This window comes from Mesorhizobium sp. M1409, assembly GCF_040317535.1.
In the GTDB taxonomy this organism is placed as follows: domain Bacteria; phylum Pseudomonadota; class Alphaproteobacteria; order Rhizobiales; family Rhizobiaceae; genus Mesorhizobium.
On the sequence record NZ_JAMYKV010000018.1, the window covers coordinates 75,072 to 99,018 of the forward strand.

Genomic DNA, 23,947 nt, shown 5'->3' on the forward strand with positions numbered 1-23,947 from the left:
TAATTTAGGTCATAATTGGCCGCACCACAAGAGTCTCAGTTCGGGTCGACTCATTCCGCCGCCTGAACCTTGATCACACCGCGCTTGATCTGGTCCTGCTCGATCGATTCGAACAGCGCGCGGAAATTGCCCTCGCCAAAGCCTTCGTCGCCCTTGCGCTGGATGAACTCGAAGAAGATCGGTCCGATCACGGTTTTCGAAAAGATCTGCAGCAGGATCTTGGTCGTGCCGCCGTCCACGACACCTTCGCCGTCGATCAGGATGCCGTGCTTCTTCATCCGCTCGATCGGCTCATCATGGCCGTTCACCCTGGCATAGGACATGTCGTAATAGGTATCCGGCGGGCCGGGCATGAATTTCAGCCCGTTTTCGGCTAGCCTGTCGGTGGCGGCATAAATCTCGTCGGTGCCGACCGCTATGTGCTGGATGCCTTCGCCATTGTACTTCTTCAGGTATTCGGCGATCTGGCTGGTCTCGTCCTTGGACTCGTTCAGCGGAATACGGATCTTGCCGCAGGGCGAGGTGATGGCGCGGCTGACAAGGCCGGTGATCTTGCCGTCGATGTCGAAGAAATGGATCTGCTTGAAGCCGAACAGATTGCGGTAGAAATCCCACCATTTGTCCATCTGGCCGCGATAGACATTGTGGGTCAGGTGATCGAGGTAGTAGAAGCCGACGCCTTCCGGCCGCGGGTCACGCTCGCCCAGCCATTCGAACTCGGCATCATAGGCCGAGCCCTTCTTCCCGTAGGTCTCGATGAAATAGAGCAGCGAGCCGCCGATGCCGACGATTGCCGGCACGTCGAGCGCCTTGTCGGCGCCTTCGTAAGGCGTGGCGCCTTTGGCGACAGCGTGCTCGAAAGCGTGTTTGGCATCGACCACGCGCCAGGCCATCGAGGCGGCGCAGGGGCCGTGCTTGTCGGCGAATTTCATCGCATGGGAGCCGGGCTCGGCATTGACGACATAGTTGATGTCGCCCTGGCGCCAGACTGTGATGTCCTTGGTGCGGTGCTTGGCCACCGCGATATACCCCATCCGGGTGAACAGTTCGGCGAGCTTCCGCGGCTCCGGATGCGCGAATTCGACGAACTCGAACCCATCCGTGCCGGCGGGGTTGTCCTTGCTGATCTTGGCGGGTGGGGCGTCGTGCGGGAAGGGGCCCATGATATTCCTCCGAATCTGGCTTGGCCTGGAAAGGCCATCTGACGCCATCATAACGCGGACGCGGTGCATGGTGCTTGCATTCAAACGCTTGAAATGGTCATCTCATGCGCAAAATATGCATGATGTGGACCAAAGCCATGGATGAGACGCGCATTGACCAGTTCGACCGCAAGATAATGGCGCTGTTGCAGGGCGATGCGCGGCTGACTAACAATGACCTTTCGGAGCGGGTGAACCTGTCGGCGTCGCAATGCTCGCGCCGCCGCCAGCGGCTGGAGGAGGACGGCTTTATCAAGGGGTATCGGGCGGTGCTCGACCGCGACAAGCTCGGTTTTTCCTTGGTCAACGTCATATCGGTGACATTGGCCACTCACAATCGCGACAATGCGCGGCGCTTCGGCGAACTGGTGGCGCGGCTGCCCGAGGTGCAGGAAGCGCACGCGCTGACCGGCGAGATGGACTACATCTTGAAAGTGGTGACGCCCGATTTGAAGTCGCTGTCGGAATTCGTCAACGGCGTGCTCCTGCCGCACGAATCCGTGCAGCATGTGAAGACGGCGATCGTGCTGGAGACACTGAAGGAAACCGGCGCGCTGCCGATTTGACCCTTGAGCCGATCTAACCCTTCGACTGCTGGATCAGCCCGTAGAGATTGGTGCAGCGCGCCCCGGAGCGGCAATAGGCGAAGACCGGGCCGTCGAGCTCATCCAGTGCCTCGGCCTGATCCTCGACATTCTCGGCCGTGATCTGGCCGCTGATGACGGGGATATAGCGGAAGGCGAGACCGGCGGCTTCGACGGCCATCTTGAGCGTGTCGGCCGAAGGCTGGCCGGGCTGCTCGTCGTCGGGTCGGTTGCAGATGACGCTCTTGAAGCCGGCGGCCTTGATGGCGGCGACGTCTTCGGGCTGGATCTGGCCCGAGACCGAATAGTCCTCGCTGATCTCACGATATTCCATGACGATGTCCTCGCAATCTGATTTGACGGGAGTCTTGCCATTCCCTGACGTGGCCGGCAACTCGAATCCTATGCCGCGGCCGGCTGAGCGAGCCTTGCCCTGGCGAAACGCGCCACGACGATACCGGCAATCACTGCCGCGACAAAGATTGGTGTCGCTGAATAGCCAAGACCAAGGGCAGGGATGGCACCGCCGGGACAGAAGCCGGCAATGCCCCAGCCGATACCGAAGATTGCGGCGCCGCCAATCAGCTCCGCGTCGATGGCGCGCTTCGTCGGCAGCGCGAAGGCGATTTCGAACACCGGCGCCTTGCGGCGGCCGAACACCAGCCGGTAACCGGCGAAGGCGACCACCAGACCGCCGCCCATGACGAAGATCAGGCTTGCATCCCATGTACCGGCAATGTCGAAGAAGTTCAGTACCTTTGCTGGATTGATCATTCCGGAAACGGCAATGCCGAGGCCGAAAACCCCGCCGATCAGGAATGCCGAGACGAGCTTGTTCATGGGTTCAGCCTCCGACCACGTGGCGGACGATGAAGACGGTGGCGAAGGCGGTGATCATGAAGGTCGCGACGGCAGCGAACGAGCGTGGCGACAGGCGCGCCATGCCGCAAATGCCGTGACCGCTCGGGCAGCCGGCGCCGAAATGCACGCCGATGCCGACGAGCAAGCCGCCGACGATAAGTGCGAGCGTCGGCACGGGCACGCTGAAGGCGATGTGTCCGCCGACAGCTTGGTAGGCAAGCGGCGCCGCCACGGCGCCGACGAGAAAGGCGGCCCGCCACCGCCATTCGGAGGAAAGTGGCGGGATGATACCGGTGAGGATGCCGGTCATCCCGGCAATCCGGCCATGAAAAGCCATCAGCAGCGCCGCCGACAGGCCGATGAGAGCGCCGCCAAGCAGCGACTGGAACGGGGTGAAGTCTGTCATGGAGCGCCAGCTTTCGAACTGAGGTATATCTGCGTGAGACGATTATAACGCGGATATACATTTCCGGCGGAAAATCCGGCTGGGCTATCTCGTCCGGCCGGATCGAAGGTGTCGATCAATCAGCTGCCGAGGATCGCTCCTTTTATTTGGCGGATGTTGTTGTGCATCATGTCGATATAGGTCGAGGCCGGGCCGTCGGGCTGCGACAGCGCATCCGAATAGAGCGTGCCGCCGACCTTGATGCCGGTCTCGCTGGCGATCTGCTCGATCAGGCGCGGGTTGGTGATGTTCTCGACGAAGATCGCGGCCGCCTTGTCCTGCTTCACCTGGGTGACCAGCTTGGCGACATCGGCGGCGGACGGTTCGGAGTCGGTCGAGATGCCTTGCGGAGCCAGGAAGGTCAGGCCGTATGCGTGTTCGAAATAGCCGAAGGCGTCATGCGAGGTGATGACCACGCGCTTCGCTTCCGGGATCGAAGCGATCGCCGCTTTCACTTCACCTTCGACCGCATCGAGCTTCTTGGTGTAGGCGGCGGCATTGGTCTGGTAGCTGACGCAGCCGTCGGAGTCGGCCGCGCAGAAGGCCTCGGCGATGTTGTTCACATAGATCTTGGCATTGGCGATCGACTGGAAGGCGTGCGGATCGGTGACCGTTTTGCCGCCGCCGGTGCCGGCACCTTCGGCCGCGTCGGCATCGGCGAATTCAGGCTTGAAATCGATCGGCGTCACGCCCTTGGTCAAGGTGATGATCGAGGCCTTGGTGGCGCTGGCATCGACAAGCCGCTGCAAAAAACCTTCGAAATGCAGGCCGTTGACCAGCACGATATCGGCCTTGGCCATGGCCACCGCGTCGGCCGGGCTCGGCTCGTAGACATGGGCGTCGCCATCCGGCCCGACAATGGTGGTAACATCGATGCGGTCGCCGCCGACATTTCTGGCGAAATCGGCAATGACGGTGAAGCTGGCGACCACTTTCAGCGGTGCCGCAAAGGCCGACGATGCGTCAAAGGCGGTTAATGTTATAACGCTCATCGCCAGGGCGGAGCGGATCGATTTCAGCATGGGCGGGTCTCCTTTTAGGGGCGGGGGATCAGGCCGTTCTGTGACGGTGATGGACGATGCGGGCGCGCAGGATGCCGCGCGTGCCAAACAGGATCGAGGCGAAATAAACGACGCCAGCCGACAGGATGATAGCCGGGCCGGACGGCAGCGACGCGTGATAAGACAAAAGCAGCCCGGCGATGCAGGAGACAAAGCCGATCAGCACCGCCAGCACGCACATCGGCTCGACGCGCACCGTCCAGAAGCGGGCGGCGGCGGCCGGCAGCATCATCAGCCCCACCGACAGAAGCGTACCGAGCGCCTGGAAGCCACCGACGAGGTTGAGCACGACGAGCCCAAGGAAGATGAAATGCACCGGACTGCCGAGCCGGCTGACCGAACGCAGGAACAGCGGGTCGAGGCATTCGGCGACCAATGCCCGCCAGAAGATGGCGAGGCTGACCAGTGTCACCGCGACGATGCCGCCGATCAGTGTCAGTGCTTCATCGTTGAGCGCCAGCACAGTGCCGAACAGCACATGCATGAGATCGACGCTGGAGCCGCGGATCGACACCATCAGCACGCCGATGGCGAGCGAAATCAGATAGAACGCCGCCATCGAGGCGTCCTCGCGCTGGATGGTGAAGCGCGATACGGCGCCTGCGCCGAGCGCGACGATGATGCCGGCGATCAGGCCGCCGATGGTCATCGGCAGGATCTCCAGCCCATAGAGCAGGAAGCCGGCGGCAGCACCCGGCAAGATGGCGTGCGCCATGGCGTCGCCCGACAGGCTCATGCGCCGCAGCATCAGGAAGACGCCGACCGGGCAGGCACCGAGCGACAGCATCAGCGAACCGATCAGGGCCCGCTGCATGAAGCCGAAATCGGCGAAGGGCGCGATGAAAAGACCGTAAAGCGTGTCCATCAGGCGGCCCTCGGTCCGATGCCATGGTGATGGTGGTGATCGTGCCCATGGCCGTGATCATGCTCGTCTGGCTCGCACCAGGGCGCATTCTCTTCCCAGGCTTCGTGGAAGCGGCGGGCGCGCAGCAGGTTTTCGGGCTTCAGCGTTTCCCTTGTCTCGCCCCAGGCAATCGGCTGGCGGGCGAGAAGCAGCGTTTCGGGGAAATTCTGCCGCACCAGATCGAGGTCGTGGACGACCACCATGATGGTCCGTTCCTCGCCATGCCAGTGCTTGATCAGGGCAATGAGGTCGCCGACCGTCTTGGCGTCGACGGCGTTGAACGGTTCGTCGAGCAGGATGAGGTCGGCGTCCTGCAGCAGGACACGCGCAAACAGCGTGCGCTGCAGCTGGCCTCCCGAAAGTGTGTCGATCGGACGCTTCTCGAAGCCGCCGAGGCCGACCGCCATCAGCGCCTTGCTGACGTCGTCGCGATCTTGCCTGGTGTAGCGGCCAAGCAGGCCACGCCGTGGCCACAGGCCAAGCGAGACCAGATCCACCACCCGTGCCGGAAAGGAGCGGTCGAGTTCCGATTGCTGCGGCAGGTAGGCGGCGCGAACGCCAGGCGCACGGATGACCTCGCCGGCCATTGGTTTCAGCACGCCGACAATGCCTTTCATCAGCGTCGATTTGCCGGAGCCGTTGGCGCCGACGACAGCCGTCAGCGAGCCCTTGCGGATGGTGCCGTCGAGATGATGGATCGCCGGATGGCTGCCGTAGCCAAGCGTCAGGTCGCGGAATGTCAGGCAGGTGTTTGTCATTCTGCGATCCGTGGGGCGGCGAAATCCGGCTGCTGTTAGCGGCCGATTGGATATGTGATGTTATTACATTAGTCAACAAGCCAATCCGGCGGAATTGCGGCTGCCGGGTCAACTTGCCGTGTAAGGACGTCATGCGCCGTTGGCCCAAGGGGATTTGACCGGGCGACCTTGCCCGAAGTCGGCTGCAACTTTAAAGAGACGCAACCGACACTGGAAGGAACCATCCAATGAGCATTCGTCGCATCGATGTTGGCCCGCGCATGAGCCAGATCGTCATCCACGGCAACACCGTCTATCTGGCCGGTCAGGTCGGTCAGCCGACCGGCAACGTCGCTTCACAGACCAGGGACATCCTGGCGGCCGTCGACGAACTGCTGGCCAAGGCCGGCTCCGACAAGACCAAGATCCTGCAGGCGATCATCTGGCTGGCCGATATGGGCACCTTCGCCGAGATGAACGCGGAGTGGGACAAGTGGGTGCCGCAAGGCAACACGCCGGCCCGCGCCACCGGCGAAGCAAAGCTCGCCGGACCGGAATATCTGGTCGAGATTATTATCACTGCCGCGATCTGAGGCGACGGTGAAGCTGCTGATCTCCCCCACGAGGGGGGAGATCGGCCTCACCCCTGCGACGGCTTGAACCGCGCCACCAGCGTGTGGCTCTCCGCCGCATAGGTGAAGCGCACATGAGTGACCGGATGTTCGGCGCTCCATGTCCGCCGTTCGACCACCAGGCACGGCGCGCCGGCTGCGATATCGAGCGCGGCCGCGATATGCCTGTCGGCGGCGACAGCGCGAATCCGGTGCTCGGCTTCGCTCCACGGCACACGGCCGATCAGCCATGGCCCTGGCGCGATGGCGAGAAATTCCTCGTCGGCTGCTTCAGGCACGGCGGCAAGGTTGATCACCCGCTGTTCATGCGCGAATGGCCGCTCGCCGGCGAAATGCCGACACTCCAGCGCCAGCACCGGCCCGGCCACGCCCAACTCCAGCAGCGCGCGATCCTCGGCGCTGCTGAGCCTCTTGTGTCGCGCCACGCGCTCGTAGCGATAGGCTAGGCCGAGCGCTTCGACCTCGATGCGGATGTCGTGGATTTCCAGCACCGCCGCCTGCGACTGCGGCCGGCGGACGAAACTGCCCGAACGACGCCGGCGCTCGATCAGCCCGGCCTTGGCCAGTTGCGACAACGCCTTGTTCACCGTCATGCGCGAGCAATTGTATTGCGTGCTCAGTTCGTGTTCGAACGGAATGCGGTGACCAGGCGCCCAGGCGCCGGACATGATGCGTTCGCTGATGTCGGACAGGATGCGCTGGTGCAGCGAGCCGCCGCCTTCCGTCCCTATTGTCCCGGTCATGCTCATGCCGAAAGCGCCATCATCACGCTGCGAAACCGCTCAGCGATGGCCTCGCGCTTGACATGCCTGCCGCCGCTGACCTGTTTTTGGCCATGCACCCAAACGCAATCGACCTTGCTGCCGTCGGCAAAGATCCAGGCGTCGAGGATAGCGTCGCCGAATTTGCCGGCCAGCGAAGGACTGCCGGCGTCGAGCGAGACGAGATCGGCGGGTGCGCCGGCGGCGATCGCTGAGGCGCCGGCACCAAGCGCGACGCTGCCGCCGTCAAGCGCGGCGTCGAACAGCGCGCGGCCGGTCGAGCCGCCGGCGACCGCGAGCACGTTGCGGGCGCGGTGGGCGAGGCGCTGCGAATATTCGAGCTGGCGCAATTCGTCGGGCAGCCCGATCAGAACGTTGGAATCGGAGCCGACCCCGAAGCGGCCGCCATGCTCTCTGAACAGCGGCGCGGCAAAAGTGCCGTCGCCGAGATTGGCCTCGGTGATCGGGCAAAGACCGGCAATCGCGCCGCTCTTGGCCATGCCGATCGTTTCCGCATCGGTCATATGCGTGGCGTGGATCAGGCACCAGCGTTGGTCGACCTCGGCATGGCCAAGCAGAAATTCGACCGGCCGCGCGCCCGACCAGGCAAGGCAGTCCTCGACTTCCTTCACCTGCTCGGCGACGTGGATGTGGATCGGCCCGTCCGGCGCAATGGCAGCCACCTCGGCTAATTCCTGTGGTGTCGCCGCACGCAAACTGTGCGGGGCTACCCCGATAACCGCTTGACCCAAAGCGCGAAGGGATTCCCGGCTTTTCTCAACAAGCCGGGAGAACCGATTCACATCGTTGACGAATCGCCGCTGGCCTTCGTTCGGAGCGGCGCCGCCGAAAGACGAGTGCGCATAAAACACGGGCAGCAGTGTCAGGCCGATACCCGTTTCGCCGGCCGCCGCCGCAATGCGTTCGGCCATCTCGGCGAGGTTGGAATAGGGTTTTCCGTCGCTGTCGTGATGCAGATAGTGAAATTCGCCGACGCGCGAAAAACCGGCCTCCAACATCTCGACATAGAGTTGCGCCGCAACCGCCTCGACCTGATCGGGCGTCATCGACAGGGCGAAGCGGTACATCACCTCGCGCCAGCTCCAGAAACTGTCGGCGGAGGGGCCGCGAAGCTCGGCAAGGCCCGCCATGCCGCGTTGGAAGGCGTGGCTGTGCAGGTTGGGCATGCCGGGCAGCAGGATCGCGTGACGTTCGTCGCCGGCCAGCGCTGTGGCTCCAGGTTCGACGGCCGTGATGCGTCCATTGGCGCAGGTGAGCCGCACATTGTCGTGCCAGCCATTGGGAAGGAGTGCCTGTTCCGCGAAGATATCAGTCACTTTTCTCTCCGGTTCTCTGTCTCTCGTGCGATGATGGCTTGCAGTGCGTTTCAATATGTATATACATAATCGCCATCGATTGAAACGGAAAAGACGATGGTTGCAGAGAGCAAAAGCCGGGCGGGGGCGATTCGCATCTGGCGCGACGCACGCTTGGCGACGTTGGCCGAAAACGCGGCCGGACTAGGCATCGTCGAACATGGCGCGATCGCCGCACGTGACGGCCGCATAGTCTATGCCGGTCCCGAATCGGAGATCCCCGCGGCATTTGCCAAGGGTGCCGAGACGATCGATTGCGAGGGCCGCTGGATCACGCCAGGCCTGATCGATTGCCACACCCATCTGGTCCATGCCGGCAACCGCGCCAACGAATTCGAGATGCGGCTGGCCGGCGCCACCTATGAAGAGGTCGCCAGGGCCGGCGGCGGCATTGTCTCCTCGGTCAAATCCTTGCGGGCCGCCAGCGAGAGCGACCTGGTCGCGCAATCGCTGCCGCGCCTCGATGCGCTGATCGCCGAGGGTGTGACCACCGTTGAGATCAAGTCGGGCTATGGGCTTGATCTGGAAAATGAGAAAAAATCGCTGCGTGCCGCACGCCGGCTGGGCGGTGAGCGGCCGGTGACGATCCGCACAACCTTCCTCGGCGCCCATGCCCTGCCGCCGGAAGCCAAGGGCGACAAGGACGCCTTCATCGATCTAGTCGCCAAAGAAATTCTCCCGGCGGTTGCCGCCGAGGGGCTGGCCGATGCGGTCGACGGCTTTTGCGAGGGCATCGCCTTTTCGCCGGACCAGATGGCGCGCGTCTTCGATGCCGCCAAGGCGGCCGGCCTGCCGGTCAAGCTTCATGCCGACCAACTGTCCAACCTGCATGGCGCCGAACTCGCCGCCCGCTATGGCGCGCTGTCGGCCGATCATCTCGAATACACCGATGAAGCGGGTGCGGCGGCGATGGCCAGGGCGGGAACCGTGGCGACGATCCTGCCCGGCGCTTACTATTTCATTCGCGAAACAAAGAAGCCGCCGATCGGCCTGTTCCGCCGGAACGGCGTCAAGATGGCTGTCGCCACCGACAACAATCCCGGCACCTCGCCGCTGACCTCGCTGCTTCTGACCATGAATATGGCGGCGACCTTGTTCGGCCTGACAGTCGACGAATGCCTTGCCGGCGTCACCCGCGAGGCCGCCCGCGCGCTTGGTTTGCTGGGTGAAACCGCCACGCTGGAGGTCGGTAAATCCGCCGACCTGGCGATCTGGAACATCGAGCGCCCCGCTGAACTCGTCTATCGCATGGGCTTCAACCCGCTGCATGCCCGCATCTGGAGAGGACAATGACCGAACTGACCCTGAAGCCCGGCAATGCGACGCTGGCCGACTGGCGCGCGATCTATCGCGGCGCCGTGCCCAAGCTTGACAATGCCTGCCGGCCGAAAATCAAGGCGAGCGCCGAGGCCGTCGCCAGGATCGTTGCCAAGGGCGAGCCGGTCTACGGCATCAACACCGGCTTCGGCAAACTGGCCAGCGTTCGTATCCCCGCCGAAGACCTTGAGACCTTGCAGCGCAACATCGTGCTGTCGCACGCCGCCGGCGTCGGCGAGCCGATGCCATCATCCGTTTGCCGGCTGATGATGGCGCTGAAGCTGGCCAGCCTGGCGCAGGGCGCCTCCGGCGTGCGCCCGCAGACCATCGAGTTGCTGGAAGCGATGCTGGCCAACGACGTCATCCCGGTGGTGCCGGCGCAAGGCTCGGTCGGCGCCTCCGGCGACCTTGCCCCGCTGTCGCACATGACGGCGGTGATGATCGGCGTTGGCGAATGCTTCACCCCGCATGGCCGTTTTCCGGCCAAGGTCGCCTTTGTCTCGCACGGGCTGGAGCCGGTGACATTGGGCGCCAAGGAAGGTCTGGCGCTGCTCAACGGCACGCAATTCTCGACGGCCTATGCGCTCGCCGCTCTGTTCGAGGCCGAAGTGCTCTACCAGTCGGCGCTGGTCGCTGGCGCACTGTCGACCGATGCCGCGAAAGGCTCGGACGCCCCCTTCGACCCGCGCATCCATGCGCTGAGACAGCATCGCGGCCAGATCGAGACGGCGGACGCCCTGCGCAATCTGATGGCCGGCAGCGCCATCCGTGAATCGCACCGGGTTGGCGACGAGCGCGTGCAGGATCCGTATTGCCTGCGCTGCCAGCCGCAGGTCATGGGCGCGGCGCTCACCGTCCTGCGCCAGGCCGCCGACACGCTAGGCACCGAGGCCAATGGCGTCACCGACAATCCGCTGATCTTCGCCGAGGATGACACGGCCCTTTCGGGCGGCAATTTCCACGCCGAGCCGGTGGCCTTCGCCGCCGACATGATCGCGCTCGCGGTCTGCGAGATCGGTTCATTGTCGGAACGCCGCATCGCCATGCTGGTCGACCCGGCATTGTCGGGCATGCCGGCCTTCCTGACGCCGAAGCCCGGCCTGAACTCCGGCTTCATGATCCCGCAGGTGACGGCGGCGGCTCTCGTTTCCGAAAACAAGCAGAAAGCCTATCCGGCCAGCGTCGATTCGATACCCACTTCGGCCAACCAGGAGGACCACGTTTCGATGGCCGCGCATGGCGCGCGCCGGCTGATCGGCATGGTCGAGAACGCCACCGCGGTCATCGGCATCGAATTGCTGGCCGCGGCACAAGGCTGCGACTTCCATGCCCCGCTGGCATCGAGCGCGCCACTTGAAGCCGTGCGCAAGCTGGTCCGGGCCGAGGTGCCGCATCTCGACAATGACCGGCATTTCCACCCAGATATGGAAAAGGCGATCGCCATGGTGCGCAGCGGCGCGACTATTAAGGCAGCCGGCGCGATAGCGCTGCCGGGGATTGCGTCATGAGAATGCTCGCCATCATAGGCTGCGTTCCTTCGCGCAGTAGGGCTCCAACGCAGGGGGATCTCTCATGACGTCACCCTCCTGGCTCACGGTCACGCGCGGTACTGCCCCGTTGCTGGTGTCGATCCCGCACACCGGCATCGATCTCGCCGGTCTCGAGAACCGGCTGGTGTCGCCCTGGCTCGGCCGCCGCGATTGCGACTGGTGGATCGACAAACTTTACGATTTCGCCACCGACCTTGGGGCGACTGTCGTGCATACGGCGATCTCGCGCACGGTCATCGACGTCAACCGTGATCCGTCCGGCGCGTCGCTCTATCCCGGTCAGGCGACGACTGGCCTGTGTCCGACCGAGACTTTCGATGGCGATCCGCTGTATCGGGAGGGCGAAGAACCGGGGCCATCGGAGATCGACGAGCGCCGTGAAAAATTCTTCGCACCCTATCATGCCGCTCTGCAGGCCGAGATCGACCGGCTGCGAGGCCTGCACGGAAAGATCGTCGTCTATGACTGCCACTCGATCCGCTCGGTGCTGCCGCGCCTGTTCGACGGCATGCTGCCGGTGTTCAATCTAGGCACCAATGACGGCAAGAGCGCCGATCCGGCCCTGCAGGCGATGATCGGTCAGATCATGGCCGAAACCGGCGAATCCGCTGTCGTAAACGGCCGCTTCAAGGGCGGCTGGATCACACGCCATTTCGGCCAGCCACAACAGGGCGTGCATGCGCTGCAGATGGAGCTCTCCAACCGCGGCTACATGCGCGAGCCCGACGGCAAGGGTATGCCGGACAATTGGCCGGTGCCTTACGATGCCGAGTTCGCAGCACCGATCCGCGCGACGCTGCGGAAAATCCTTGAGGCCGCGACATCCTGGGCGCGCGTCTGACATCAGGTCCTTTTTGGAGTGACGCCATGAACAATCCTCGCCACAACATCCGTGAAGTCCGCAGCCCGCGTGGCAGCGAAATCAGCGCGCGCTCCTGGTTGACGGAAGCGCCGCTGCGCATGCTGATGAACAATCTCGACCCGGACGTCGCCGAAAATCCCAACGAGCTCGTTGTCTATGGCGGCATCGGCCGGGCGGCACGCACCTGGAACGATTTCGACCGTATCGTCGCCTCCTTGAGGACGCTGGCCGATGACGAGACTTTGCTGGTCCAGTCGGGCAAGCCGGTCGGCGTCTTCCGCACCCATCCCGACGCGCCACGCGTGCTGATCGCCAACTCCAACCTCGTGCCGCATTGGGCGACCTGGGAGAAATTCAACGAGCTCGATAGGAAGGGCCTGATGATGTACGGCCAGATGACGGCCGGCTCGTGGATCTACATCGGCACGCAAGGCATCGTCCAGGGCACCTACGAGACCTTCGTCGAGGCCGGCCGCCAGCATTATGGCGGCAATTTGAAGGGAAAATGGATACTGACCGGTGGACTTGGCGGCATGGGCGGCGCCCAGCCGCTCGCCGCCGTCATGGCTGGTGCCTGCTGCCTGGCGATCGAATGCAATCCCGACTCGATCGATTTCCGCCTGCGCACACGCTATGTCGACGAGAAGGCCGAGACACTCGATGAAGCGATGGAGATGATCGAGCGCTGGACCAAGGCCGGCGAGGCGAAGTCGGTAGGCCTGCTTGGCAATGCCGCTGAGATCGTCCCCGAAATATTCAGGCGCGGTATCCGCCCGAATATGGTCACCGACCAGACTTCGGCTCATGATCCCATCAATGGCTATCTGCCGAAGGGCTGGAGTATGGCCGAATGGCGCGAGAAGCGCGTCAGCGACCCCAAGGCGGTCGAGAAGGCCGCCCGCGCGTCGATGCGCGAACATGTCGAGGCGATGGTGGCATTCTGGAACGCGGGTGTGCCGACGCTCGACTATGGCAACAACATCCGCCAAGTGGCCAAGGAAGAGGGGTTCGAGAACGCTTTCGCCTTCCCCGGTTTCGTGCCGGCCTATATCCGTCCGCTGTTTTGCCGCGGCATTGGCCCGTTCCGCTGGGTGGCCCTGTCGGGCGATCCGGAGGATATCTACAAGACCGACGCCAAGGTGCGCGAACTGACGCCCGGCAACACCCACCTCCACAACTGGCTCGACATGGCGCGTGAGCGCATCGCCTTTCAAGGCCTGCCGGCGCGTATCTGCTGGGTTGGGCTCGGCGACCGGCATCGGCTCGGCCTCGCCTTCAATGAGATGGTGGCCAAGGGTGAGTTGAAGGCGCCCGTCGTCATCGGTCGCGATCACCTCGATTCCGGCTCGGTCGCCTCGCCGAACCGTGAGACGGAATCCATGAAGGACGGCTCGGACGCTGTGTCCGACTGGCCGCTGCTCAACGCACTGCTCAACACGGCATCGGGCGCCACCTGGGTGTCGCTGCACCATGGCGGTGGCGTCGGCATGGGCTTTTCCCAGCACGCAGGCATGGTCATCGTTGCCGACGGCACGCGCGAAGCGGCCAAACGCCTGGAACGGGTGTTGTGGAATGACCCGGCGACCGGTGTGATGCGCCACGCCGATGCCGGTTACGAAATCGCCATCGAATGCGCCAAGGAGCACCAGCTCAACCTGCCCGGCATTCTCGGCTGATTGCCTGAACCGATGCGCATCCTGCGTGCAGCCGAATACCGGTCGATGCCGTGGAAGAACGGCGGCGGCGTGACGACCGAGATCGCCGTTTCGCCGACTGGCGCCGGGCTCGACGACTTCGACTGGCGCGTCTCGATGGCGCGCGTCGAATCGAGCGGCCCGTTCTCGCAGTTTGCCGGTATCGATCGCACCCTTGCCGTGCTCGAAGGCGAGGGCATCGTCCTCGAGATTGCCGGTTATCCGCCGACATCCATAAACAGGGCGACCGCCCTGTTTTCCTTCCCGGCCGACGTGCAGACCTCGGCCACGCTGATCGGCGGGCCGATCACCGATCTCAATGTCATGACCCGCAGAAGCCGGATGACGCATTCGGTCGAACGCCTGGTCGTTTCGGCTCCCGTGGAAATCAGGACCGAGGCGAGGACGACCCTGATCCTATGCCTGGACGGGGACATCACCGTGGGCGACATCGGATCGGTTCTCCTCGGAGCTTTGGACACGCTGGTAACGGACCCGAGCACCGCTGGCGTGCTTGTCCAGCCTGCCCACGCCACGACACTGTTCGTGATCCGGATCGGCGGCATTTCCGACAACGGTTAACGCCTGTTTCCAAACATGATCGCGATGCCGACGAATTATAGCGTAAGCTGACGGCGGGCATCACGAAAAAGCCCGAATCCTTTCCGTCGATCGATCCCGACGGGAAGAGGGGCGCTCGTCGTTGTTTTTCGCTGAGATGACGCCCTGTCGTGGTGCGGAAACAAACTTTCGGCAAATGGGGTTTATGCAACCAATTGCATTTGAATCGGTTTTAGGGCCATTGCCGTGGCGGTGACGCCGCTGACTGCCCCGCTTACGGAATTTTCAATGAATATTCAGACGACCCCTGCCCAAATAGAGAAGACAAGCGCGAGCTTCCCGGCCATCACCGAAGAGCCGATCCGCTCCAATTACCTGCCTGAAGAGCGCCTTCGGCTGCTCGGTGAAAGGCTGGCAAAAGGCGACCTCACGGATTTGTTCGGCCTGACGCCTTTCGATTTTCAAGCCCGTGTCCGTGACAGTGCCAAGAAGATTTTGGAAGTCTACCGGTCGACGAATGCGGCGCAGGCGAGGGGCGAGACGATCACGCCGTCGGCTCAGTGGCTGCTCGACAACAATTATCTGGTCGAAGAGACTATTTTCCAGGTCAAGCGCGATCTGCCGCGCCGCTTCTATCGCCAGCTGCCGACCCTGAAACTGCCGGATAACGGTAGCGTTCCGCGCGCGCTGGCGCTGGCCTGGACCTATGTGGCGCATTCGGACAGTTCCGTCTCGGCGACGATGTTCAAGGCAATCGTCCAGGGTTTTCAATCGGTCGAGCCGCTGAAGATCGGCGAACTCTGGGCGCTGCCTTCCCTGTTGCGCTTCGTCCTGATTGAAAATCTCCGCCGGCTGGCGGTCAGGGTCAACCGCACCCGTCAGATGCGCCAGATCGCCAATGATGTGGCGGACAAGGTTCTGGCCACCGACGACAGTGCCGACCGGCAAGCGATCCTGTCCAACTTCAGCGCCCATGCGCAGGACACCACCTTCGCCACCCAGCTGCTCTACCGTCTGCGCGATGGATCGCAGAATGCGGGCAAGGCCCTGGAATGGCTGGAAAGCGAACTCGAAAAGGCCGGCTCCGACGCCGAGGAAATCATCATTTCCGAACATCACACGCTGTCCAGCGGCAATGTGACGACGGGCAACATCATCCGCGGTCTGCGCCTCATCAACGACATCGACTGGACCGTGTGGTTCGAAGGCGTCAGCCGCATCGACACCGTGCTGCGCGAGCGCACCGATTTCTCCGCGCTCGACTTCTTCTCGCGTGATCAATACCGGACCGCGATCGAGGAACTGGCGCGCCGTTCGGGCCTTTCGGAATATCGCGTCGCCGAAAAGGCCATCGAGCTGGCCGGCCACGCCGCCGGCGAGACCATGTCGGGCGATGATATAGCCAATGCCGTCCCTGCCGCATCCGCCCATACCGATGTCGGGTTCTTTCTCGTCGGACCGCGCCGGCTGGAGCTGGAGAAGGCGATCGGCTATCGGCCGACCATCAGCCAGACGGTCAAACGCAGCTTCCGCAAGACCGGGTGGCTTGGCATCGTCGTACCGGTGTTTGCGCTGACGGCCCTGCTTCTCGTCCTCTCCGGCAACGCACTCACCAATCTTGGTCTGTCGGTGCCGTCGATCGTCCTGATGCTGGCGCTGTTTGCCGTGCCGGCCAGCGAGGGCGCGCTCGCCTTCTTCAATACTGTCGTATCGCTGTTCCTCAAACCGACGCGCCTCGTCGGCTACGATTACAGGCACGGCGTACCGCCCGAGGCGCGCACGCTGGTGGTGGTGCCGTCGCTGATCGGCTCGCGCGACGATGTCGAGGAGAACATTCGCAATATCGAGGTGCATCATCTCGCCAACACGGCCGATGAAATCCATTTCGCGCTGCTGTCTGACTGGCCCGACAGCAAGACCGAGGTCGATGCGGCGGATACTGAAATCCTCGAATTCGCCCGCGCCGAGATCGCCCGTCTCAACGACCGCTATCCCTCCGAAGGCGCGCCGCGTTTCTACATCCTGCACCGGCGCCGGCTGTTCAATGCGGCTCAAGGGTTCTGGATGGGCTGGGAGCGCAAGCGCGGCAAGCTGCACGAGCTCGACCTTCTGCTGCGCGGCGACAGCGACACCACGTTCTTGCCGCTCGACGTGCCGCTGCCGGAGAGCGTCGTCCATGTGATGACGCTCGATGCCGACACGCGCACCACCCGCGACGCGGTCGCGACCTTGGTCGGCAAGCTTTGCCACCCGCTCAATCGCCCGCATTTCGATGCCAGCAAGCGCCTCGTCACCGCCGGCTACGCGATCCTGCAGCCGCGCATCACCGCGTCGCTGACCAGCGGCGACGACGCGTCGTTTTTCCAGCGGGTCTTCTCGGCCAATCGCGGCCTCGACCCCTATGTCTTTGCCGTGTCCGATCTCTATCAGGACGTCTTCGGCGACGGTTCCTTCACCGGCAAGGGCCTCTACCATGTCGATGCCTTCGAGGCGGCGTTGCAGGGCCGCATCGATGAAAATACCATCCTCAGCCACGATCTGCTGGAAGGCGCGCTGGCGCGCGCGGCGCTGGTCACCGACGTCGAACTGGTCGAAGACTATCCGACGCGCTACTCGGTCGATGCCTCGCGCCACCATCGCTGGGCACGCGGCGACTGGCAGCTCCTCGGCTTCATGCTCGATCCGCGCTCCGGCGTGCCGGCTCTGTCGCGCTGGAAGATGATCGACAATCTGCGCCGCTCGCTGACGCCGATCTTCTGGGTGATGGCGGCGATCGCCGGCTGGACGCTGCTGCCCTTCACGCAGGCCGCGCAATGGCAGGCCCTGCTGATCCTCAGCCTGTTCATGGCGCCGACATTCGACATCGTCAACGCCATTCTGCCCAAGAGTGGCGACCAGACGCCGCGCGGCCATTTCTCGGCCCTGGCACGCGACGTGGCCTTCGGCACCGCCATGGTGGCGCTGAAGATCGTGCTGATGGCGCACAACGCCTGGATGATGGGCGACGCCATTGTCCGCACGCTCTACCGGCTGTTCGTCAGCCGCCAGAACCTTTTGGAATGGCGCACCGCCTCGCAGGCGCACAAGGCGGGCGACAATGATGTCGGATCGTATTACGGCATGATGTATGGCGCCGTGATCATCGGCTTCGTCGGCCTTGCCATTCCGGTGCTGGCCGATTCGACCGGCGCCTTCGTTGCCTTCTTCTTCGCCCTGTTCTGGATTGGCTCGCCCGCCATCGCCAGCTGGATCAGCCGTTCGGCTGAAACCGAGGATCGTCTGCGCATATCGCAGGCCGACATCCATACGTTGCGCACGGTGGCGCGGCGCACATGGCACTATTTCGAAAGCTTCGTGACATCGGAGCATCACCATCTGCCGCCGGACAATTTCCAGGAAAGCCCGGCGCCGGTGGTGGCGCCGCGCACCTCGCCGACCAATATCGGCGTCTACCTGCTGTCCGTCGTCTCCGCTCGCGATTTCGGCTGGATCAGCCTGTCCGACGCCATCACCCGCATCGACGCCACCATGTCGACGATCGAGGGCATGCCGCGCGACCGCGGCCACCTCTTCAACTGGTATGACACGACGACGCTGAAGCCGCTCTACCCGCTCTACATCTCGGCTGTCGACAGCGGCAATCTTGCCGGCCATCTGGTGGCGGTGGCGGCAGCCTGCGCCGAATGGGCGGAAGCGCCCTCCGTCCATCTTCAGGGCGATTTCGAAGGCATTCTCGACACCGTCACCATCCTCGGCGAAAGCCTCGATGAGCTGCCCGACGACCGTCGTCAGCTGCGCCCCCTGCGCCAGCGCCTCGCCGACCGTCTCGACGGCATGCGGCGCGCGGTCGACACCATCAAGGCGCAGCCGGAAATGGCGTCGATCCGCACCATCAACCTCGCTGTCCTGGCCGGCGAGATCCGCAAGCTTGCCACCGCCATCCACACCGAGGCGGCATCGCCCCAGAGCGACGTCATCGTCGACTGGGCGGCAAGGCTGGAAGCCACCTGCGAAGCCCACGTCCTTGACGCGCACAGCGACGACAACGCCGTCGAGGCGCTGCGTGCCAAGCTGCTCACCTTGCGCGAGCGCACGCGCCGCTTCGCCTTCGAGATGGATTTCTCATTCCTGATGCGGCCGGAACGCAAGCTGCTGTCGATCGGCTACCGGGTCGAGGAACACCAGCTCGATGAAAGCTGCTACGACCTTCTGGCTTCCGAGGCGCGGCTGACCAGCCTGTTCGCCATCGCCAAGGGTGACCTGCCGACCGAGCACTGGTTCCGGCTCGGCCGGCCGATCGTCGAGATCGGTTTCCAGGGCGCGCTGATGTCCTGGTCCGGCTCGATGTTCGAATATTTGATGCCGCCGCTGGTGATGAAGGAGCCGCAAGGCAGCATTCTCAACCAAACCAGCAAGCTGATCATCAAGCGCCAGATCCAGTATGGCCGCCAGAAGAACGTGCCGTGGGGCATTTCGGAAGCGGCCTACAATGCCCGCGACCGGGAACTGACCTACCAGTACACCAATTTCGGCGTGCCTGGGCTCGGGCTGAAGCGCGGCCTTGGCCAGAACACGGTGATCGCGCCTTACGCCACGATACTCGCGGCACAGTTCAACCCGCGCGAAGCCGTGCAGAATCTCGCCCGCCTCAGGGAAGTCGGCGCACTAGGCCGCCACGGTTACTACGACGCCGTCGACTTCACGCCGCAGCGCGTGCCGGAAGGCACCGACCATGTCGTCGTGCAGAACTACATGGCGCACCATTCGGGCATGTCGATCGTGGCGGTCGCCGACGCCATTTTCGAAGGTCGCATGCGCGACCGCTTCCACAGCGATCCGGTCATCGAATCGGCCGAATTGCTGCTGCAGGAGCGAGCGCCACGCGACATTCCGACCGCGACCGTCAGGACCGAGGCCGACGAACGCTCCAAGGACGAGACCGAGATCGAGAGCCCCGACACCCGCATCGTGCTCAACCCGCTGCAATCGCTGCGCTCGACCAACGTCATGTCGAACGGCCGTTATTCGGTGATGGTCACGGCGACCGGCTCGGGCTACAGCCGCTGGGGCGATCTCGCCGTCACCCGCTGGCAGCCGGACCCGACCGAGGACCGGCTTGGCTCCTACATCTTCCTGCGAGACGCCGATACCGGCGACTGGTGGTCGGCGACATCGGAGCCGAAGCGCGCGGCCGAGGAAACGGCGCAGACCTTGTTCTCCGACGACAAGGCGAGCTTCGTCAAATCGGTGGGCACGTTGCGCTCCGAGGTCGAATGTATCGTCATTTCGGAAGGCAATGGCGAGGGTCGTCGGGTCACGCTCTACAATGACGGCCCATCCGACCGTCGCATTGAAGTAACCTCCTTTGCCGAACTGGTGCTCGGCCTGGAAGCATCTGATTACGCGCATCCGGCGTTCTCGAAGATGTTCGTGGAAACCGAAATCTCTACGAATAACGCGGCGATCTTCGCCACACGGCGCAAGCGCGAGACCAGCGAGCCGGATATCGCCATGGTGCATTTCGTCACCGATCCGTCCGGATCGGCGCGCGACGCCGAGGCCGAGACCGACAGGCGCGCCTTCATCGGCCGAGGCCGTACCATCGTCGACGCAGCCGCGTTCGATCCGGGCGCCAGGCTCGGCGGCCATTCAGGCTTCACGCTCGATCCCGTCGCCTCGCTGCGCCGGCAAGTGCGCGTGCCGGCCAACAAGAAGATATCGTTGACCTTCTGGACCGTGGTCGGCGCCGGGCGTGCCGAACTGGACGAGGCTATCGCCCGGCTCGATCATCCCGAAAGTTTTGCCCGCCAGGCCATGCTCGCCTGGACGCGCAGCCAGGTCCAGACGCGTCATATGGGCCTCAGCCTGACCGATGCCGCCAATGTGCAGAAGCTGGCGCGCTATCTGATCTATCCGGATCCGTTCCTGCGTCTTCCGGCCGAATCCATCACCACGGGGCTGGGCAAGCAGTCGAGCCTGTGGCCGACCAGCATTTCCGGAGATTTCCCGATCTTCCTGGTCAGAATCGGCGATGTCGCCGATCTCGAAATCGTTGCCCAGGCGCTGCGTTTCCAGGAATACATGCGCACCCGCGGCATGATGATCGATTTCGTCGTCGTCAACGAGCAGGCGTCCTCCTATGTCCAGGACCTGCAGCGAGCGGTCGAGACGCTGTGCGAAAACAGCCGCTTGCGCGGCAAGGAGCTCGGACCTCGCCAGCACATTTTCGCGGTGCGCCGCGACCTCATGGACGAGACGACCTACAAGACGCTACTCGCTGTCGCCCGCGTCGTCCTGCACACGCGCAACGGCACCATCTTCGACCAGATCGAGCGGGCCGAGGCGGCGGCCCTGCAGGCCCGCGACGCCCTGCTGCCGGCGGCATTGCCGGTTCCGCGTGAACTGCCGTCCCTGGCGCCCACGATGCAAGCATTTACCTCGCAGGCGATCGCTAATGTCAGCGCCGATGGAAGCGGGCTCCGCCAGTGGAATGGATTTGGCGGTTTCGACGGCGACGGGCGGCACTATGTCGTGCGCCTGGCTGGCCGGCGCACCACACCGCAGCCATGGATCAACGTCGTCTCCAACGCCTCGTTCGGCTTCCATACCTCCGCCGAGGGGGCTGCCTTCACCTGGAGCCGCAACAGCCGCGACTACCAGTTGACGCCATGGTCGAATGATCCGGTCTCGAACCGGCCGGGCGAGGGCCTCTATATTTACGATCAGGCCAGCGGCAAGGCGTTCTCGCCTCTCGCCGCCATGGTGCGCGATCCCTCGATGACCTACGAGGCCTGGCATGGCCAGGGTTTCTCGACCTTCCGCGCGAAGCGCGGGCCGCTGTCGATGGATCTCACCCATGTCGTCGATCCGGTAGACCCGGTGAAGATTTCGCGGCTGCGTATTCAGAATTCCGGCTCGGTGCCGGCGCGCCTGCGTGTCTATGCCTATGCCGAATGGGTGCTCGGCGGGCATCGATCGCGCACGGCGGCAACCATCGTTCCATCTCGGGACGCTGCCAGCGGCGCGTTGCTGGCGCAAAACCCCTACGGCCTCGATTTCAGCGAGCGGGTGGCCTTCCTTGCCACCGATGGCGGCGTGCACTCGGTGACATCAGATCGCTCGGAGTTCCTGGGCCGGCACGGCTCCAGCGAGCTTCCGCAGGCGGTGCTGAGCGGTGCCGCACTATCGGACCGTGTCGAGGCCGGCGATGATCCGTGCGCGGCGATCGCCCGCGACATCGAGATCCCGGCCGGCGGCGACGTGACGCTGCTTTGGCTGCTCGGTGACGCCGAGTCCGCCGAGGAGGCGAGCACCTTGGTGCGGGAGCACCGGGTCAAGGATTTCGACCAGCGTCTGGCCGACAATGAGCGCGAGTGGCGCGGCTTCCTCGACACCATCCAGGTCGAGACGCCGGACAAGTCGCTCGACGCCATGGTCAATCATTGGCTGCCCTATCAGAGCCTGGCCTGTCGCATCCGCGCCCGCTCCGCCTTCTATCAGGCCAGCGGTGCCTTCGGCTTCCGCGACCAGCTGCAGGATACGCTGGCGTTGCTGGCGCATGACCCGCAGCTGGCGCGTGACCAGATACTCAACGCGGCGCGGCGGCAGTTCCCCGAAGGCGACGTGCAGCACTGGTGGCTGCCGCGCACCGGCGCCGGCGTGCGCACGCTGATCTCCGACGACGTGGTCTGGCTGGCCCACGCCACGGCTCGCTATCTGCTGGTCACCGGCGATGCCACCATCCTGAAGGAGCAACCGCCCTTCATCGACGGACAGGCGTTGGGCGAGGGCGAGCACGATGCCTTCTTCACTCCCGAGGTTTCGAAGAAGACGGCGTCGCTCTACGACCATTGCGCGCGGGCGCTCGACCTCGCCATCAAGCGCAGCAGTCCCGCGGGCCTGCCGCTGATCCTTGGCGGCGACTGGAACGACGGCATGAACCGCGTCGGCGGGCAGGGCAAGGGCGAGAGCGTCTGGCTCGGCTGGTTCCTGTTGAAGACTCTGGGTGACTTCGCCCCCGTTGCCAAGTCCGAGGGCGATGCCAAGCGTGCGCAGGCCTGGGCGAAACATGCCGATGTGCTGAAGCGGGCGCTTGAAAGCACGGCATGGGACGGCGAATGGTATCGGCGCGGCAGCTTCGACGACGGCAGCCCGCTGGGGTCGCGGACCTCGCGGGAGTGCAAGATCGACTCGATCGCCCAGTCCTGGAGCGTGCTTTCGGGAGAGGGCGATCCGGCACGGTCGACGACGGCGATGGAGCAGGCGACGAAGCTGCTCGTCGACGACAAGCTCAAGATCGTCAAGCTGTTCACGCCGCCCTTCTCGAAGACGGATAAGGACCCAGGCTACATCAAGAGCTATCCGCCCGGCGTGCGCGAGAATGGCGGCCAGTACACCCACGCCGCCACATGGTTCGTCATCGCGCTCGCCGAGATGGGGCGCACCGACGAGGCCTATCGCTGTTTCTCGATGCTGAACCCGGTCAATCATGCGACCGACGAGGCCTCGGCCGAGCACTATCGCGTCGAGCCCTATGTCGTGGCGGCCGATATCTATGCCGGGGACGACAATGCCGGCAACAGCAAGGGCGGCCGTGGCGGCTGGACCTGGTACACGGGCTCCGCCGGCTGGCTCTACAGGGCGGCGGTCGAAGGCATTTTGGGCATCGAGCGGCGCGGCAAGCGCGTCCAGTTCAAGCCGAAACTGCCCAGTCACTGGGACGGCTATTCGGCGACCCTCAAGATGCTGGGGGCGGAACTCAAGGTTCGTGTCATCCGCGACAATAAGGCCAAGGCCGTGTCGCTGGAGGTGAATGGGGCAAAGACCAAGGCTTCGGCGCTCGAACTGAAGGATGGCGAAGTTACCGACGTCGTCGTCAGGATCCCGGCCTGATGCATGTTGCCTAAAAAGCGCGCTCTCAGGCCCGGGCCCGGGAGCGCGGTTTTTGGACGATGACAGGATTAGAGGCGCCATGCCGCCCGGCGTTGCCATCGGCCCGACTGAAGGGCATGCCCCAGAGAAGCGCATGAAATCAAAGGCTTGAGGGCGCCATAGGAGTCGCGTCGAGCTGCGAGACGTGGGCTCCTGTCGCCTGGAGGGGCGCGCGGCCGCTTAGTTTTGTCCTATACTGTGCAGAAGGCGATTTCGGCCCCAGTCATCCGCCCGACATTGTTGCTGATTAAAATTATGGCAGCACCCGCCAGCTGCCATGATTTCGCCGCATGCCTGACATTTTACCTGTCTTCTCAAACCGTTAGGTGATCACGGCAGATTTCGGAACGTCGCCATCTTTTGTTCGCTCCGAGGGAACTGAAGAGGTACACGGCCATTGTTTTGCGACGTATCAACCGGTACGAGTCAAAATGATGCAGTGCACAATAAACAGCATGGCGGAGTAACT

17 protein-coding genes are annotated in these 23,947 nt (G+C 63.8%); 8 read left to right on the forward strand and 9 right to left on the reverse strand.

The window, feature by feature from the left end; genetic code table 11:
• Window positions 1–50: 50 nt before the first annotated feature.
• Window positions 51–1,163, reverse strand: coding sequence for a 4-hydroxyphenylpyruvate dioxygenase (hppD, locus tag NKG99_RS16435; RefSeq protein WP_352869512.1), 1,113 nt, complete (start codon window positions 1,161–1,163; stop codon window positions 51–53).
• A 137-nt stretch (window positions 1,164–1,300) separates the two neighbouring features.
• Here hppD and NKG99_RS16440 point away from each other — a divergent pair, with 137 nt between their 5' ends.
• Window positions 1,301–1,768 (forward strand): Lrp/AsnC family transcriptional regulator, encoded by a 468-nt coding sequence (locus NKG99_RS16440; protein WP_023762149.1) that lies wholly within the window; start codon window positions 1,301–1,303, stop codon window positions 1,766–1,768.
• 13 nt (window positions 1,769–1,781) lie between these two features.
• Here NKG99_RS16440 and NKG99_RS16445 read toward each other — a convergent pair whose 3' ends face one another.
• The 6 genes from NKG99_RS16445 to aztA form a co-directional block, all read right to left on the reverse strand.
• Window positions 1,782–2,120 carry a protein tyrosine phosphatase family protein gene (locus NKG99_RS16445; RefSeq protein WP_352869514.1) on the reverse strand — a complete coding sequence of 113 codons (339 nt, stop codon included), beginning with the start codon at window positions 2,118–2,120 and terminating at the stop codon, window positions 1,782–1,784.
• A 68-nt stretch (window positions 2,121–2,188) separates the two neighbouring features.
• A complete protein-coding gene (locus NKG99_RS16450; RefSeq protein ID WP_352869516.1) occupies window positions 2,189–2,626 on the reverse strand; it encodes a DUF6691 family protein in 438 nt (145 codons plus the stop codon).
• A gap of 4 nt (window positions 2,627–2,630) precedes the next feature.
• Window positions 2,631–3,053 (reverse strand): YeeE/YedE family protein, encoded by a 423-nt coding sequence (locus tag NKG99_RS16455; protein WP_352869518.1) that lies wholly within the window; start codon window positions 3,051–3,053, stop codon window positions 2,631–2,633.
• Window positions 3,054–3,172: 119 nt separating this feature from the next.
• A complete protein-coding gene (gene aztC / locus NKG99_RS16460) occupies window positions 3,173–4,114 on the reverse strand; it encodes a zinc ABC transporter substrate-binding protein AztC (RefSeq protein ID WP_352869520.1) in 942 nt (313 codons plus the stop codon).
• Between the two features lie 28 nt (window positions 4,115–4,142).
• Complete coding sequence (gene aztB, locus NKG99_RS16465) at window positions 4,143–5,018, reverse strand: zinc ABC transporter permease AztB (protein ID WP_352869522.1); 876 nt, start codon at window positions 5,016–5,018, stop codon at window positions 4,143–4,145.
• Window positions 5,018–5,815 (reverse strand): zinc ABC transporter ATP-binding protein AztA, encoded by a 798-nt coding sequence (gene aztA / locus NKG99_RS16470; protein WP_352869524.1) that lies wholly within the window; start codon window positions 5,813–5,815, stop codon window positions 5,018–5,020. Before aztA ends, aztB begins: the two co-directional genes overlap by 1 nt.
• A gap of 227 nt (window positions 5,816–6,042) precedes the next feature.
• Here aztA and NKG99_RS16475 point away from each other — a divergent pair, with 227 nt between their 5' ends.
• Window positions 6,043–6,387 (forward strand): RidA family protein, encoded by a 345-nt coding sequence (locus NKG99_RS16475; protein ID WP_352869526.1) that lies wholly within the window; start codon window positions 6,043–6,045, stop codon window positions 6,385–6,387.
• A 47-nt stretch (window positions 6,388–6,434) separates the two neighbouring features.
• Here the strand turns inward: NKG99_RS16475 and hutC are convergent, their stop codons facing one another.
• A complete protein-coding gene (hutC, locus tag NKG99_RS16480) occupies window positions 6,435–7,175 on the reverse strand; it encodes a histidine utilization transcriptional repressor HutC (protein WP_352869528.1) in 741 nt (246 codons plus the stop codon).
• On the reverse strand, window positions 7,172–8,524 hold the full coding sequence (locus NKG99_RS16485) for a formimidoylglutamate deiminase (RefSeq protein WP_352869530.1): 1,353 nt from the start codon (window positions 8,522–8,524) through the stop codon (window positions 7,172–7,174). The genes hutC and NKG99_RS16485 overlap by 4 nt, the downstream gene beginning before the upstream one ends.
• Window positions 8,525–8,620: 96 nt before the next feature.
• On the opposite strand from NKG99_RS16485, the gene hutI reads away from it, so the two are divergent.
• The 6 genes from hutI (at window position 8,621) to NKG99_RS16515 (ending at window position 23,439) form a co-directional block, all read left to right on the forward strand.
• Window positions 8,621–9,856, forward strand: a complete 1,236-nt coding sequence (hutI, locus tag NKG99_RS16490; RefSeq protein WP_352869532.1) for an imidazolonepropionase — start codon at window positions 8,621–8,623, stop codon at window positions 9,854–9,856.
• Window positions 9,853–11,388 (forward strand): histidine ammonia-lyase, encoded by a 1,536-nt coding sequence (hutH, locus tag NKG99_RS16495; protein ID WP_352869534.1) that lies wholly within the window; start codon window positions 9,853–9,855, stop codon window positions 11,386–11,388. Before hutI ends, hutH begins: the two co-directional genes overlap by 4 nt.
• A gap of 64 nt (window positions 11,389–11,452) precedes the next feature.
• A complete protein-coding gene (gene hutG / locus NKG99_RS16500) occupies window positions 11,453–12,271 on the forward strand; it encodes an N-formylglutamate deformylase (RefSeq protein ID WP_352869536.1) in 819 nt (272 codons plus the stop codon).
• 26 nt (window positions 12,272–12,297) lie between these two features.
• Window positions 12,298–13,968: a urocanate hydratase gene (hutU, locus tag NKG99_RS16505; RefSeq protein WP_352869538.1), complete on the forward strand. Its 1,671-nt coding sequence runs from the start codon at window positions 12,298–12,300 to the stop codon at window positions 13,966–13,968.
• A 12-nt stretch (window positions 13,969–13,980) separates the two neighbouring features.
• The gene (locus NKG99_RS16510) at window positions 13,981–14,568 is read left to right on the forward strand and encodes a HutD/Ves family protein (RefSeq protein WP_352869540.1); all 588 of its coding nucleotides are present in this window, start codon (window positions 13,981–13,983) and stop codon (window positions 14,566–14,568) included.
• A 267-nt stretch (window positions 14,569–14,835) separates the two neighbouring features.
• Window positions 14,836–23,439, forward strand: coding sequence for a glycoside hydrolase family 94 protein (locus NKG99_RS16515; protein ID WP_352869542.1), 8,604 nt, complete (start codon window positions 14,836–14,838; stop codon window positions 23,437–23,439).
• Window positions 23,440–23,947: the final 508 nt, after the last annotated feature.